Here is a 15,325-nt window from a genome sequence, read left to right on the forward strand (position 1 = left end):
GGAACAGGGAACATAAACATGTCTTAACCTTTACTTCGACTGCTATAATACTTCGACTGCTATAACTTGTTATCTTACAAATAACTATTGTTCAAAATGTCTTTGGTTATTGTTTACACCAAAAATCCTTTTTTTAGTTATCTATAGTTGATGCTTATAAAGCATTTATCCTAGTCATGATGTAGAGTCAATTTTTCCATTAACCACTCCCTAAGGGAGTAGCCAAAAAATAAAATACCAGATTTTAGCTTGTAGGGTGGGCAAAAACATTTTGGTTCAAATGAGTCTTATAGATAAGATAACTTTGCCCACCCTACTTTAATTGGTATTTTTTTTACATGCAAGTCCCTAATCCCTACTCCCGTGCCACCCATTACTTTGTAGATCATAATTACTAAAAACGCTATAATTGCTGATAATTTTTGTCTTCCTTTATGGCTATCCAAGCTTTTTCTAATTCTATTCCTAAATAGACCGCATGACTAGGTTGTATTGAAGGATTATCACTACAAATTTTTCTAGCTAAACTCATGGCATTTTTACCAGAATACGTAGCAATTACTTCCCCGCTACCAGGGGTTGTCTGCTTCACTATAATATTAGTATTTTCGGTTTCAATCAAGAAATTACCAATCGAATCAGCATACTGTTTCTGTTCTGAATTGATAAGTTTTTGATACTGATTTTTAATAATCCGATCAGCATAGTCATAACAATCATCATAAATATGAGCACTTTGACTAACAGTAATCAGCGGTCCCATTTTTAATTGAATACCCCCGCGCTTAGCAATTTGGTCTTTAACATACTGCTGTAGGGCTCTGAGTCCAAAGGCATTAGCTGCCCAGGCGCTAAACATATCATTACTTCTCAATGTTGCGGTTAGGGACAATTCATTATCCACAACTCTCAGCCAGATGTGATTCAGACAAGGACTACCCCCTTTCTCATGGTCTTTCACATCCCACAGGGACATCACTGCACTGGCGGCATCAATTTCACCAATGAGTTTGGTGATGACTTGCTCGATTTGGTCACGTCCGAACCAAGAACGTAGACGTTGACCATAAGTATATTTCACCCCTTCTACTACGGGTGCGTCGTCCAGGATTTGATGAATGTATTCTTGGATAAAGTCGCGATCGCATGGTAAATAATTGGGCTGAGGAAAGTAAAATTCAGGAGGTTCTGCCGTTACTACTGCCATTAAATCAATTAGCTCTTGCCAATATCCGTCATAACCGGTGGGCCGAATTGTGCCGGTAGTTTTAATGCGATGAATTATTTTAACCCAAGTTTCAGCTATCGTTCGCCCTTGAATGCGATGTCCGTAGCGCGGTCCTGGTTTTAGGGGGGCACAGCCAGATGCCCCGACATCATTGGCCATGGGAAATTCTAATGGTGTTCCCCAGGGCTCTTGAGTTTTGGAGCCATAAGACTTAACCAGACTAACGGCTTGGGTAATCGAATCAGCCTCTGCCACAGAAATTTCCTTTCTGAGTTGTTCTAGGATGACTAAGGGAATCTCGATGTCAATATACCCTTTGATAGAAGAGCGAATCACCCAGCAGTGACGACCAGTATCACTAGTCCCTTCTTCAACCCCATGGCGGAAGAAGTCCAGCAAGCAATTCCCACTGCCAGCATTTCGGTCTTCCTTCGTAGCGTTGAGAATCACCAAGTAGCGGACATGGGGATTAGCTAGCAGATTACGAATGAGTAGGCTAATTCCCCGGGTGGGACTGTATAACTGTCCGACCACAGCAAATTCCGAGGGGTTTAACTTTTTTGCGATCGCGTCTTTGATCGTCCATCCGGTAATCACCGCCGTTTGACCTGTACCGTAAATCAGTTGGTTAGGCTTGTACAGGGGTTTATACTGGAATTCATTTGGTTTGCTGATTGCTGTCATTTTAATGCAGAAGTTGAAGCTTGAATGTTGACTTTTAAATTTTAAATGTTAACTGTTAAATACTTAAGGTTTAAGCTTAAAGTAATGGTAATCAACATTCATTTTGACCAACTACGGCGTAGGTTAAAGAAGCCTTCCAGAAAGTTTTTTAAAGTCTGATTACGACTCATTCGTTGGCGCTGCCACTCGATTGCCGTTTTCTTAAAAATCTCTGACAAGGTCGGATAGGGATAATAGACATTTGCCAACAGACCCAAGTTAATTTTCTGCTCAATCGCTAGGGTAATTTCCCCAATTAATTCTGTTGCTTGTGATCCAACTATGGTTGCTCCTAAAATTGTCCCATTGCGCCCCACTACCAGTTTCATATACCCAGTGGTTTGCCCCAGGAGCTGAGCCTGATCTAACTCTTTAAAATATTCTCGCATCACCCATAGATTCTTACCATAGCGCTTTCTAGCTTCTACTTCTGTAAGACCTACCCGTGCTAATTGGGGTTCAGTTAAGACTGTCCAAGGAATCCCGTGATAGTCCACCTTAAAGCAGGGGAAAAACAATGCATTCTTCAAGGCAATGCTGGCTTGATACTGGGCAATATGGCCACAGGGATAACCACCAGCCATCTTGCCACAGCTATAGATGCGGGGATTAGTCGTTTGTAGCTTCTGATTGAGCTGAAGACCCTGCTGAGTGTACTTTATCCCAACCCCTTCTAGATTTAAGGATTCCACATTGGGTTGCTCACCCGTAGCCAGTAAAATGGCATCAGCTTCAATCGCCTTATTACCAGCCTGAACCCAGGTTTTACCCTCAATCTCTCTGACCTGATCAACTGGACTATCCGTCAGAACCCGAATTCCCTCAGCTTCTAACTGAGCTTGTATGAGCCTAGATGCTTCTAGGTCTTCCTGGAACAAAATACGGGTAGTACTGACCACCAACGTTACCTCACAACCGAGTCTCACTAAGGTCTGAGCTAGTTCTGGAGCAATAGGCTCATCACCAATTACTACCCAGCTTTTGGGTAGTGAAGGTTGGGAGGTTGAACCTGCAACCTTCAACTTTCCAACCTTCAACACTTTGTGCCAGATATCGTTTGGTGTGAAATAGTCTATGGTCTGTAACCCTTTGATATCGCTAATATCTGGGCGAGAGCCAGTAGCGATCAGATACGCACGAGACCGCAAACGTCGGTTGTTGACTACAAAACCGAGGTGAGGCAGTCGGCAAAATTCCCCCTCACCCGTGATAATATCAATTCCTAAAGCAGCTAAAATAGCCGGAGAATTCTGTTCTGAGCAGTTGGCAACCACTAGATTAGCCCATTCCATCACCTCAGTTAGTGGTAGGGATGGAAACCCGGTCTGTGACATGTCTGGTTCAGTTGAATCAGCTATTTGAGGATAAATACGCCATTGAGCAGCGTCACGCATCTGCTCAAGCTTACGCCCAATCTCACTTAATACTCTGGTGTAAATAGCCCCTTGTCCTAGCCAGCTAGTTTGTCCTGGCTGAGGGTCTACCAGAGCCACACGAGCCTTTAAACCAGCAGCCGCAACAGCAGCATAGACACCAGCAGGAGTGCTACCAATGATAATTAGGTCATAGTCAACAGTCATTCGTCCAACAGTTAAAGGTTAGCAGGTTACAGGCAGCCCTTGGCGTTCCCGTAGGGTAGGTTGAAGGTTACAGGTTACAGGTTACAGGTGACGCGGTTTCAAGTTACAGGTTACAGGTTGAAAGTTACAGGTTTCAGGCTCTAACCTTGGCCTTTTGGCCACGCTACGCGAACAACCATCTAACTAACCTATCCGACAACAGACGCCTACGGCCAGCAACCTTCAACCTTCAACCTTCTAACCTTCAACCTTCAACCTTCAACCTTCAACCTTCTAACCTTCAACCTTCAACCTTCTAACCTTCAACCTTCTAACCTTCAACCTTCTAACCTTCAACTTATCAAGATAGCGTCTAAAGCTGTTAGTAAGCGTTGGTTATCTGCCTGTGTACGTACAGCGACCCGGAAAAAGCGATCGCCTAATTCCGGGAAGCTTAGGCAATCTCGAATCAGAATCCGATGGTGTTGGAGTAGTTGTGCTTGGATCTGTGAAGTGGATTTTTCTGAGTGTACTAGCAAGAAGTTAGCTGCACTGGGGTAAGGTTGGAGACCAGGTAACTTAGCCAGTCCCTGAAACAGTTGCCTACGCGCTGGTGCTAACCAATCCCAGGTTTGCTGTTGAAATGCTCTATCCTGGACCACGGCAGCTGCGGCTGCCGCTGCTAAGGTATTGATTGGCCAAGGGTCCCGCCACTTCTGCCAACGTTGGAGTCGCTCAGGGTGGGCAATGCCATAACCTAGTCTGAGTCCAGGAAGGCTGTAAAACTTGGTAAGCGATCGCAAAATTACCAAGTTCGGATAATCCCCAATTAAAGGAATCAGGCTTTGCTCCTGCTCAGGAGGCAGGAAATCCATGAAAGCTTCATCCACAACCACCAAAGCAAATTGCTTCAGATAAGGCTGAATTGCTTTTGAGCTAAACAATTGACCTGTGGGATTGTGGGGGGTATTCAGCAGCAAACCCTTTCGAGTCCCCTCTTGTGGGAGTAAGGAAGTAAGGGAGTCAGGGAGTAAGGGGATGAAAGAATGAATCTCTCGGCCCATCTCCCCATCTCCCCATCTGAGACTAGGTCTCGAGAGTTCCCTCATCAGGGGGCACTTCCTAATTCTTGCTCCAAATGCCTTCAGTCCCCGTTGGTAGTCCCTAAATGCTGGGGTAATGATCAAGGTTTCATCTAGTTCTGATAGCTCGCGACAAGCCCAAGTTAATAATTCGGCTGAGCCATTACCTGGAATAATCCAGTCTGGGGGCAGGGTTGGATGCAGTTGCGTCAAACACTGCCGCAGCTCGGCATAATTGGGGTCAGGATAAGCTACCAGGTTATTTAGCCCAGACTCTATCGCTGCGATCGCACTTTTAGGGGGACCAAGAGGATTGATGCTGGCAGAAAAATCAAGAATTAAGGAAGGAGGACAGTTAGCCAGTGCTGCTGCCCAGGCTAAATTTCCCCCGTGAGTTGGTCGTTTCAAGGACAAGTTTCTGACTGAATCAGCGATTACTCCTTCGGTGGTGCAACTCTCTCTTTAAAAACCTTACCAGCAGAAAAGGCTGGAACCTTAGTTGCCGGAATTTCCATCTTTTCACCGGTTTTGGGATTGCGGCCCTCACGAGCCTTACGCTCCCGGGATTCAAAGGAACCAAAGCCCACTAAGGTGACTTTATCACCCTCGGACACTGCTTCCATAATCGTTTCTATGGTAGCAGTTAGTACTGCATCGGCTTGTTTTTTGGTTACAGTAGCTCTTTCCGCCACTTTATCAACTAATTCACCCTTATTCATTCAAATCTCCTTGTTTTTCAGATCATCCAACCAGGGTTTTCAACAAAAAAATCGCTGCAACACTCGCAGCTTCAAGGTTTCACTGCATTATTCTAATGTTTGCAATGCCTATATGGATCGTTGAATGCTTTAATTTATATAGATTTCAGAATTTTGCCCCAAAATGCTCCCCTAAATTTATTCCTGAGGGAGTAGGCAATCAGAATTTTTGATGATCAATCATTGTTAATTATATATAATTCATTTAAGGTAAGCCCCTCGCTCTAGCCGTGCTTGGTGAGCCTCCTATGGGATAGCAAAGGTGAGAGCCTTTTTTATATATTGACAATAAACCTTAAAATAAGGTATAATTAAGGATTTATAAAAATTAACTCAAACCAAGTCAATAAAATTGTCAACCAAAAACAAATAAACACGTAAAAGTTTCAAAACCTAACTATTCCCACCACTAAAGTAGGGGGGAGTAGTCAAATCCATAAGTTAATTCCCCCCGAGCGAGCAATCCCTCGCTCGGGGAGATAAGTGTTGATTGACGTTTACCTTACCTTTACCTTAATTACCTGGAGACTGAAATCCTCCCCGGTTTAACATTTGACGGGCATCCCGTCCAGGGGTGTAACTGTAACCATACCCACCATTGCGGTCTGTGTCATCCATAATTTGAGGGGTCACCAGGATGATCACTTCACTACGCTGATTCTGCTTATTGGTGCTTCTGAACAGAGCACCTAGTAAGGGAATATCACCCAAAATTGGCACCTTCGATACCGTTGTGCGGTCAGTGTCCTGAATAATGCCAGATAGTATTAACGTCTGACCATCCCGCAGACGAACTAGTCCAGAGCTTAGTTCTCGGCGACTGAGGAATGTGATTTCGTTTTGTGCATTATCACTGTTAAATTCTTGAGTTCCCGAGGGAGCTGTGATCACAGGAGATGTCGATAAAGTGATAAAACCATTATCGTCAATTCTGTCAACATTCACCGTTAGGGTTAAACCAGCCTCTTCAATAACCGGGGTGATGGTTCTAGTGGCCACACCACCGTCTAAGTCTATATCTGTCGTTACACTAGTCAATACCTCCTGAACCAACTTGACACTAGCTTCCTGCCCTTCTTGGATCACTAGAGTCGGGTCGGTCAGAATCTTGGCGTTGCTGCTGGTAATCTGAGCCTGCAACGTTAATAAAAACTTATCAGGGTACTCGAATAGAGAAGGAAGCGAAAACTCAAACTCGTTTCCATCATCTTGACGTTGGACATCCGTCACACCTGGCTGGAATGGATTATTATTTCGACCAAAACCAGGACGTGCGAAGAGTGATGGAGTACCAGCGGTTTCATTGAAACCCTCAATCACGTTATCAAAGGGAGCATTTTGTCTATCGAAGAATATATCACCGTCTCCGTCTACAGCACGAAAATCAAATGGCTCAACATTAGGAAACTGACCACTAATTACATTATCTCTACTGGGGGGATTAACCCTACCGAAATTAACTGCTGCAGCTCCGCCATCACTGACTACAAAGGTATCATTAATGCCAAAGGAGAAACTGGCATTATAGGCATCGGTGCCAGCCAGGTTAACATCAATAATCTTGACATTTACCGCCACTTGACGGCGACGAGCATCCAACTGTTTGAGTAAAGACGTCGCAATTTCAATTTGCCTCGGCTCACCCACCAGAGATATGGAATTAAGTCGGTCATCCGTAGATACTGCTAATCCCTTCAGCAACAGTGCCCCTTGGCTACCGTCTTCCTGCTCACTGGTAATTGCTCGAATCTCTGGGGGTCGTTCGATTTGTCGCACCACTCGTTGGGTTTCAGGATCGATGATTTCTTCGGTCTCGATTACTACCTGTTGCACTTCTGCTCCCTGAGTGGCTAAGAAAGTAGCAGCCCCTTGGACACTGGCTTGATTGAGCCGTAGAGTACGACTAATTAGATTACGAGCGGCTTGAGGGAGTTTGGCCCCAACAAAAATTGTGCTTCCCCGACGGTTAGCCTGAAGACCAGACAGCTGGAGAATATAGTTGAAAGCATCTTGAACCGGTTCGTTTTCTAAATCAATAGAAATGGTGAACTGTGCTACACCCGAGTCTTCATCTGACTCAGCAAAGGCCAGATTGAGTCCAGCCGAACGAGCCAACAGAGACAACACTTCTCGAATCGGTGCTTCTCGTAATACCAAACGGGGCACTAGAATTGCTGTGCCAAGATCTATAGTGCTAGCAGCAGCATTAATATTAGAAACAGCAATATCCCCCACTGGTGGTGCTACTGCTCTAGGTAAGAAGGGGGGCGCTGGCGCAATCGGTTGCACCGCATTAGCTGGAGCTGCCGGTATTCCATCAATAATAATTTCTGGCTCAGGTACCAGCACATCTGGTTCAGGAGCCACGATTTCTGGAGGTTCAGGAGTTTCTGACGGGTTAGCTTCTGGTTCTGGTTCTGGTTCAGAAAGTTCCGCCGGTTTCTCCATCTGTTCCGTTTCAGCATTAGTTCCTCTATTAGGAACTTGAGCCAGCTTCATCACCGATGAGTCTTGGATAGGTACTATTCCCTGATTCTCAGTAGTGGTGTCAATGCCTAAGGTAATTCCCTGAGCGTCCCTTTGGATTAGTGAACTGATTGGCAGTTTGTCAGTGCCTCGAATTGTTACCCTGACCCGATTGTCATCCAGTTCCTTAACCGCAACCGCACTGATATTGGGTAGGGGGTTAGTCTGACGGAAGTTACTCCCTTGGGGCAAACTCAGCTGGGTATTAACCAGATCAGCTACCAAAACATTGCCTTGGTTAACAGCAAAAATCTGTGGACGCTCATTGCCCCCTTTTGTCTCAAGTTTCAGTTCCAGTTCACTCCCCTGCTGGTTGAACCGTATGGCACTAACTTGGCTTGCTGCGACTACAGGCTGTGTTGCCCATAAAGCCATTGCTGTAGCCGCGAACACTCCACCACATACTTGAATCTGTCTCACGATCGATTTCTCCAATCTCCTGACTCAAATCACAGAAATTATGACAGAAATTATGTCATATTAAGGGCTATTGACAGTTGACTATTGACTATTGACCGTTGAGACGTTAAAGAGAAAAAACTAAACACTCAACAAACAACCATAATCACCAACACTAATAACCCTGTCATATCAATCAAACAGCAAGTTATCCCAATTTCCAACAACTTGCCTACCGATCAATTTACCCATCTTGCCATCTACCCATCATTATTGGTAGCAATAATAAAGTAATTTGGGATTATTTCTTCTTACCTGACTGTTTTTTATCCTCCTTTTCCTCAGCTTTTTCTTCCTCCTTATCCAAATCTCTAGCAGGCATGAGAGCTTCCAGGGTTAAGCTAGTTTTAAGCTTAGGTTGAGGACCAGGAACTACTCTGCCTTGCTGTAGCACTAGTGTTTGCGGTTCACTGATTTGAGCTTCTAGGTCTTTGATCAGCAACATCGACTGTAGCCGCTCAAAGCTGCGCATAATTGACTGCACTTGTTGGAAGCTACCCTCAATTTCGACATTGACGGTTCTCCGTTTTAATTTTCCATCAACTAAGGTTCCTAGAGACCCATCATTAACTATATTGATTCCCTCGGAATCTGGCTCATATCTAAGCAAAGTTCCTCTAGTATTCTTAACAAAGGTATTGAGATCAATCAATAAGGTATCCAAAGTTTTGTCACTGGCAAACAAACTCAAAACCCGGCGGTTTTGCTGCTTGGCTTGCTTGAGTTCATCCTCTTTCTGTTTAATTTTTTTCTGGAGTACTTCGGGATTTTGGAGGTCATCTTGCTTGGTTGATAAATCATTTCGTAAAGTCTGATACTCCTGCCAAGCCGGTAACATCAGGTTCATGGCTAGATAGACAGCAGCGGCCACACCAAGAATAGCAAAGGTAATCCCAGAAACTTGGGGAGTAAAGGTAATGCCGAAGGCAGTAGGATACTCAGGCTCTTCCTCCTGACCTTCAACACTCATAAAGTCGTCATCAGTAGCATAGGTCATTGTTGAATCACTCCTTGGGATTGAAGGTTTCTAATCCGAGTCACTAATCCTACTGCTCCTTTACGGTCTAACTCTTTTAATATCTCAGAAGCGGGGATATCACTCAGTTGAGTTTTAATAGTATATTCTACCACTTTTGGCAGGGTATATTTTACCTGAGTTACTAATTCTTTTTGACTCTCAGGAATTTCTAATTTGGTGGGATTATTGACTAACTGAGCTTTGATGAGTTGAGTGTCATTTTTGTCGAAAAAGGAAGAATTCTGTAGCGTCAGCAAAAAGTAATTCACATCATCAAAGGTTCGAGCTGTACCGGAAATATCCAGCTCAATTCTAGGTCGTGAGTTAGCGTTAGACTCATCCTTAGAAGCATTTTTGTCAGTGACTTGCTGTTGCTCGATGTCTTTAATTTGGACTCCGGGGGGAGTGCGCTCACGAATGTCCTGTAACATCGCTGACCAAGGCTTAATTTGATTAAAGACACTGGCAAGAGCATTAGTTTCGTCGTTGACCAGCTTGAGTTCCTTGTTTAGCTTACTAATTCGTTGCTTTTGTGCCCCCAAGGCTGCCAGTTTCTGGTCAACATCAGCAATTTCTTCCTTCAACCGGGCGTTTTGATGTTGGAGAACCACCCAAAAACCTCCCACCAATCCAGGTAGGATTAGACCCACTGCAGCTCCAATCAGTAGAGGGGTCATTTCCCCTAGGGCCATCCCTGGTCTAGCCGCTCCATCCTGAACGGACTTGATCTCCTCAGGATTTCGGTCTTTTAAAAAATTAATATCAAGACTATACATAGTGCTATACCTCTCGTAATCCTAATCCAAGCACAGTTCCTAAGCTCGGTCGTTGTACCATCGGAATATCTTTCTCCACTTCTAGAGAAAGAGCCGCCACGGGATCCACCTGAATCGTGGGCAAGCTTAACCGTTGGGTGAAAAATTCATCAAGTTGTCCGATACCACCCCCAGGACCAGCTAGTAGAAGTTGGGCTACTTCTAGATTGTCCATCTGATTGAGGTAAAAATCGATAGAGCGGCGTAGTTCATCAGCAATTTCTCCCAAGACTTGGATCAGAGCTACCATACCTGGATTTACCCCGGTCGAGCCGGTGCGCATGCCATCAACTGGGGTACTGGGAATAGTCATCCCTTGGAGGAGTTCAGTGTTTCTAGAGGCTGGTAAATTCATCGCCCGTGATAGAGCACTCTGAAGTTGGTAGGTACCAATGGGAACAGTACGGGAAAACTGCGGTACACCATCTACAATAATGGCAATTTCAGTACTATCAAATTCAATATCTACCAGAACGGCTGCTTCTTGGGAAGGAAATTGACGCAGTTGTTCTCGGATGGTACGAATCAGGGCAAAGCTATTAATTTCCAGTACATCTACTTGTAAACCTACCTGCTCAAAGGTATCGAGATAGCTATCGGTGATTTCTTTACGAGTAGCCACCAGCAGCACTTGCACCTTTTCGATTCCATCTTCATCGACGAAGAAGCCAAGCTTCTGATAATCCAAATCCACTTCTTCCCGGGGATAGGGCAAATATAAGCCAGCTTCATGGTTGAGTACCATATCCCGGAGCTCGTTATCATCTAGCTCAGCAGGAATCGGAATAATCCGGATTACTGCTTCCCGCATGGGTAAAGCAGTCGCAACCCGCTCCACTTTCACTTGACTTTCCTGTAGGGCTTCTCGAATCAGTTCCGCTAAACCAGGGGAATCAACAATCTGTCCTCCTTCCCAGATCCCTTCTGGAACCTCATGAGCATATAGGGTGGTAGCTTTGAGGCTCTGACCTTGCCGCTGCAATTGAGCAATATGAATTCGTTCTGGGGCTAATTCTATACCAACACCTTGCTTGCGCCGGGAAAATAAATTTTTAAAACGGTTAACCATATCTAGCAAAGGGAGTAGGGAGTAGCGGATCTGGGAATATGGGATCAAAAATTATCAGAATTTATTTAGCTACCCGATCTGAGTTAGGTAGATGGGGGTTTCAACATTAGGTTGCTTTTGATCGTACCCAATTTATCTTATAATCATGACAATTTTTTGATTAATCCTGAAATTAATTACTGTAGCGATTAGCGATTAGCGATTAGCTATTCCCATTACCACCAACAAAAGCTTCTGTTCGCAAAAAGTGACCAACTAGGTACAGAGAACCACAAAGGACAGTAATCTTCTCTTCAGCTTCGGCTTTGTTAAAGGTACCACGGAGTCCTGTCACTAACTCTGGATACATAGCACAATCGGCTAAGGTTGGACAAATTTGTTGCGCGAGAGTAGCCAAGTAGTCTAACTCAGCTGAACTATGGTCTGGTACTGGCACTAGAGATAATCGATCCCCTGGTCTGAGCAAGGCATTAAAAATACCAGCATGGTCTTTGGTTGAGAGTATACCCATGACCCAGTTGACCGATTTACCTAGGGTATCAACATATTGTCTCAACGCCTGAGCAGAGGCTTGATTATGGGCTCCATCAATCAGTAAATGGTGATTCTCCCAGCTAGTCCACTGCAAACGTCCCAGCCAAGTGGTTTTGGCCATCCCCAATGCGATCGCATCTTCTGGAATCTCCCAACCTTGCTGTTGCAGAACTTGTACCGTTGCGATCGCAATCGCCGAATTAACCAACTGCACCTCCCCCAACAAGGGCAAATTATAGCTGACTCCCCCATACTCCACCCATCTGAGATGCTTTCCGGTGCTTGGGGTCTTACCTTCTGGCAAATCCACTGCTGAGTCTACCCACACCACTGGACACCCCAACTGATTCACCCTTGATTCAACCACTGCCCTAGCCTCTGGCGGGAGCGGACCAATTACCGCAGGACAGCCAGGCTTTAGGATTCCAGCCTTCTCCTTAGCAATATCAGCCAAGGTTGGACCAAGACGCTGCCAATGTTCCCAACTCAGGGATGTGATAATACTAACCAAAACGCGATCGCATACATTCGTTGCATCCAGCCGTCCTCCCAATCCCACTTCTATTACAGCCACATCCACCTGCTGCTGAGCAAAATACAACCAAGCAGCAGCAGTAGTCACTTCAAATAGGGTAGGTGGATCGGAACAGTTTTTTGGAATTGCTGCCTTAACTTGCTCCAAAATTGTGCCTAGGGTATGGCTAGAGATGGGTTCTTGGTTAAGGCAAATCCGTTCTGTCCAATCAACCAAGTGAGGAGAAGTATAACGTCCGACTCGGTAGCCAGCTTGGGTGAGTATAGAAGACAGGTAGGCACAAACTGAGCCTTTACCATTAGTTCCAGCCACGTGAATGATTGGAAAATTCTGCTGGGGGTTACCTAAGCGCGATAGAAGTTGCTTAATCCGTTCTAAGCCAAGCTCAACGCCAAAGTATTTAAAGGATTGGAGAAGGTCGTCAATATCCATGGGATGATTTGTGATGAACCGCAAAGACGGGAAGGACACCAAGCTCAGGAGAGTGTTTGTTATTAAATATGAATACAGTTAATGATAAGGCGATTGTTAAAGACTATTTCAATGCCACTGGGTTTGACCGCTGGCGGCGGATTTATGGTGATGGCGAGGTTAACCGGGTACAGCAAGATATCCGGATTGGTCATCAGCAGACTGTGGATAAAGTGATTAGTTGGCTGGAGGCTGATGGAAATTTGTCAGGTTTGTCGATTTGTGATGCTGGTTGTGGTGTTGGGAGTCTGAGTATTCCTCTGGCCAAAGCTAGCGCTATAGTTTTTGCTAGTGATATTTCTCAGAAAATGGTAGGTGAAGCTCAGGTAAGGGCTAAGGAGAGTTTAGGGAATACTGACAATCTCTCGTTTATGGTCAAGGATTTGGAAGGGTTAGGTGGTAGCTACCACACCGTAATTTGTCTAGATGTGTTGATTCATTATCCCCAGGATAAAGCGGCTGAAATGATAACTCACTTAGCCTCTTTGGCCGAGTCTCGTTTAATTCTTAGTTTTGCCCCGAAAACGTTGCTTCTTACTGCACTCAAAAAGATTGGTGAGTTTTTTCCAGGACCAAGTAAAACCACTCGTGCCTATCAGCATCGAGAAGCAGATATCGTTAATATTTTAGTAAATAATGGGTTTTCGATTCAGCGACAGGAAATGACTAGCACTCGCTTTTACTATTCTCGCTTATTGGAGGCTATCCGTAAGTGAAAAAAGTCTAAACTCGTAAATTGGTAATAGGTAACTGGTAATTGTTGATAAGTAATTGTTAATTGGTAATTGAGCAGGTATAATAATAGTATTGATGCTGTTAAATGCCACGATTATATAGCAATTACCCATTACCTAGTCCCGATTAATAATCGAAATTTTAGGGTAATAGGAACAAATAACCTTTGCTAAAAGTTTGGTAAAATGAAACGGTTAAAAAAAATATCTTCTGGTTTGGTGCTTACCTTTGGTATTCTATTATTGATGGTACCTGTTGTAGTATCAACTCGAAGGGAAGCAACGTCGCAAGATAAAGTTGATGCAGTGGGAAGCTTGATAGTAGGTATCCCAGCTACCTTCTGGGGAGTATGGTTAACATGGGTAATGTATCGACAAGATCAAAAAGAAGTTATCGAGCACCTTCAGTCTACATTTTATCGCTTGATTCAAGACGAAAATGGTAGAATTTCAGTCTTGAAATTAGCAATGGCAGCCAAACTTCCTATAGATGTAGCTCAAGACTATTTGGATCACAAAGCTAGAGAGTGTGATGCCACCTTTGAGGTTACTGAAGAAGGGAGAATATTTTATAATTTTACACTTTAGTAAGGACAAAATTGATGACTCGGATTTTTTTAGCGATCGCATCGATTTTAGGAGGATTATCAGTAGCAGCTGGAGCCTTTGCTAGCCACGCTTTGAAAGAGAAACTGACCGAACGAGCATTGGAAATTTTTCAGACTGGTGCTCGCTATCAAATGTACCATGCTCTAGCGCTAATGTTGGTAGCCTTGTTGTTGAGCCGTTCAGAAGTAGCACAAACCTCCCTTACCGTAGCTGGCTCAGCTTTTATCGCTGGAATTGCCATTTTTTCTGGTAGTTTGTACGCCCTGAGTTTAACCGGGATCAAGTGGCTAGGAGCGATCGCACCATTAGGTGGTGCAGCGTTGATCTTGGGATGGGGTTGTTTAGCGATCGCTGCTTTCTCTTTCCAGTAATCATTCTCGACACTAATATTGTCTTGACTGTTGACAGTCAACCTTCAACCTGTAACCTTCAACCTTCAACCTTCAACCTTTAACTTTCAACCTTAAATTTTAAATCTTAAACCTTAAATTTTAAATCTTAAACCTTAAACCTTCAACCTTGAATCTCCCGCTCAGCAGCATAAACACCTTGGACGTTATACCAGTTAAGGAAAATTCGGGCAATTTCTAAAGCTAGCTGGGATTTACCTCGGTCAATTAGCCATTGTAAAAAGGGAGCCATAGTGCGTTCGTTGAGTCGTCCACCTAAAGACAGAATCCCCCAGAGTAATCGGTGTAGCCAGGTCATCTGAATCATCATCCTGACTTCCCAGGTAGGGTGCTTCCGGTAGAACAATACACCCATACGCCCCCGTTGAATTTCCCGGTCAATCATCCGGGGAATTTGGTCGAGGCTAAAGGGAGGATGCCAATGATAACCTACCGCTTCCGGACATTTAATCAGTTTTAAGCCCAGCTGTTTTAGTCGGACACCCAGTTCTAAGTCTTCCCAGCCATAAAGTTGGAAGCGGGTATCAAACAGTCCAGCTTCTAAGAGCCATTTGCGTGCGATCGCAACATTCCCCGTCGCAAAATAGGCAGCAGAGAAATCAGTAATTTTATAGGGTTCGCTGGTAGGGTCGTCGAAATTACAGGTATTGATCACCCAACCGTAGGTAAATAAGCGATCGCATCCCAGACGCTGCTGTGCCTGTACCAAAGCATCAGCATGAGACTGGAGGAAATGCTCAGTAACTACTAAATCACTATCAATAAAGATAATTATTTCACCAAGCGCCTGCTTCA

The 15,325-nt window shown here is 44.4% G+C and carries 14 protein-coding genes; 4 read left to right on the plus strand and 10 right to left on the minus strand.

Translation table 11 applies throughout. The features are described 5' to 3' along the window. Positions 1–403 precede the first annotated feature (403 nt). Together F6K37_RS16110 and F6K37_RS16115 are read right to left on the minus strand one after the other, a co-directional pair. The gene (locus F6K37_RS16110) at positions 404–1,912 is read right to left on the minus strand and encodes a thymidylate synthase (protein ID WP_287251154.1); all 1,509 of its coding nucleotides are present in this window, start codon (positions 1,910–1,912) and stop codon (positions 404–406) included. 98 nt (positions 1,913–2,010) lie between these two features. After that, positions 2,011–3,531, minus strand: coding sequence for a dihydrolipoyl dehydrogenase family protein (locus F6K37_RS16115; protein ID WP_008189114.1), 1,521 nt, complete (start codon positions 3,529–3,531; stop codon positions 2,011–2,013). 146 nt (positions 3,532–3,677) lie between these two features. On the opposite strand from F6K37_RS16115, the gene F6K37_RS16120 reads away from it, so the two are divergent. Next, complete coding sequence (locus F6K37_RS16120; protein ID WP_165691831.1) at positions 3,678–3,830, plus strand: hypothetical protein; 153 nt, start codon at positions 3,678–3,680, stop codon at positions 3,828–3,830. Between the two features lie 33 nt (positions 3,831–3,863). Here the strand turns inward: F6K37_RS16120 and cobD are convergent, their stop codons facing one another. The 7 genes from cobD to F6K37_RS16155 form a co-directional block, all read right to left on the minus strand. After that, a complete protein-coding gene (gene cobD / locus F6K37_RS16125; protein WP_287251157.1) occupies positions 3,864–5,000 on the minus strand; it encodes a threonine-phosphate decarboxylase CobD in 1,137 nt (378 codons plus the stop codon). Between the two features lie 26 nt (positions 5,001–5,026). Next, on the minus strand, positions 5,027–5,311 hold the full coding sequence (gene hbs / locus F6K37_RS16130; protein WP_287251158.1) for a non-specific DNA-binding protein Hbs: 285 nt from the start codon (positions 5,309–5,311) through the stop codon (positions 5,027–5,029). 552 nt (positions 5,312–5,863) lie between these two features. Beyond that, a complete protein-coding gene (locus tag F6K37_RS16135) occupies positions 5,864–8,296 on the minus strand; it encodes a secretin GspD/PilQ domain-containing protein (protein WP_287251159.1) in 2,433 nt (810 codons plus the stop codon). A 280-nt stretch (positions 8,297–8,576) separates the two neighbouring features. Then, a complete protein-coding gene (locus F6K37_RS16140) occupies positions 8,577–9,332 on the minus strand; it encodes a GspMb/PilO family protein (protein ID WP_287251160.1) in 756 nt (251 codons plus the stop codon). Further along, positions 9,329–10,129 (minus strand): PilN domain-containing protein, encoded by an 801-nt coding sequence (locus F6K37_RS16145; RefSeq protein ID WP_071103835.1) that lies wholly within the window; start codon positions 10,127–10,129, stop codon positions 9,329–9,331. The genes F6K37_RS16140 and F6K37_RS16145 overlap by 4 nt, the downstream gene beginning before the upstream one ends. A gap of 4 nt (positions 10,130–10,133) precedes the next feature. After that, positions 10,134–11,237, minus strand: coding sequence for a type IV pilus assembly protein PilM (pilM, locus tag F6K37_RS16150; protein ID WP_044495077.1), 1,104 nt, complete (start codon positions 11,235–11,237; stop codon positions 10,134–10,136). A gap of 202 nt (positions 11,238–11,439) precedes the next feature. Continuing rightward, the gene (locus F6K37_RS16155; protein WP_008189104.1) at positions 11,440–12,738 is read right to left on the minus strand and encodes a bifunctional folylpolyglutamate synthase/dihydrofolate synthase; all 1,299 of its coding nucleotides are present in this window, start codon (positions 12,736–12,738) and stop codon (positions 11,440–11,442) included. Between the two features lie 68 nt (positions 12,739–12,806). On the opposite strand from F6K37_RS16155, the gene bchM reads away from it, so the two are divergent. The 3 genes from bchM to F6K37_RS16170 all read left to right on the plus strand — a co-directional run bounded on the left by bchM (position 12,807) and on the right by F6K37_RS16170 (position 14,491). Continuing rightward, entirely contained in the window at positions 12,807–13,493 is a 687-nt protein-coding gene (gene bchM, locus F6K37_RS16160) for a magnesium protoporphyrin IX methyltransferase (protein WP_287251162.1), read from the plus strand. Positions 13,494–13,697: 204 nt separating this feature from the next. Beyond that, positions 13,698–14,099, plus strand: coding sequence for a hypothetical protein (locus F6K37_RS16165; RefSeq protein ID WP_287251164.1), 402 nt, complete (start codon positions 13,698–13,700; stop codon positions 14,097–14,099). A 14-nt stretch (positions 14,100–14,113) separates the two neighbouring features. Then, a complete protein-coding gene (locus F6K37_RS16170) occupies positions 14,114–14,491 on the plus strand; it encodes a DUF423 domain-containing protein (protein ID WP_008189098.1) in 378 nt (125 codons plus the stop codon). A gap of 142 nt (positions 14,492–14,633) precedes the next feature. Here F6K37_RS16170 and F6K37_RS16175 read toward each other — a convergent pair. Next, a partial coding sequence (locus F6K37_RS16175) for a glycosyltransferase family 2 protein (protein ID WP_287251166.1) occupies positions 14,634–15,325 on the minus strand: 692 nt, incomplete at its 5' end.

The organism is Moorena sp. SIO4E2 (assembly GCF_010671945.1).
Taxonomy (GTDB): domain Bacteria; phylum Cyanobacteriota; class Cyanobacteriia; order Cyanobacteriales; family Coleofasciculaceae; genus Moorena; species Moorena producens.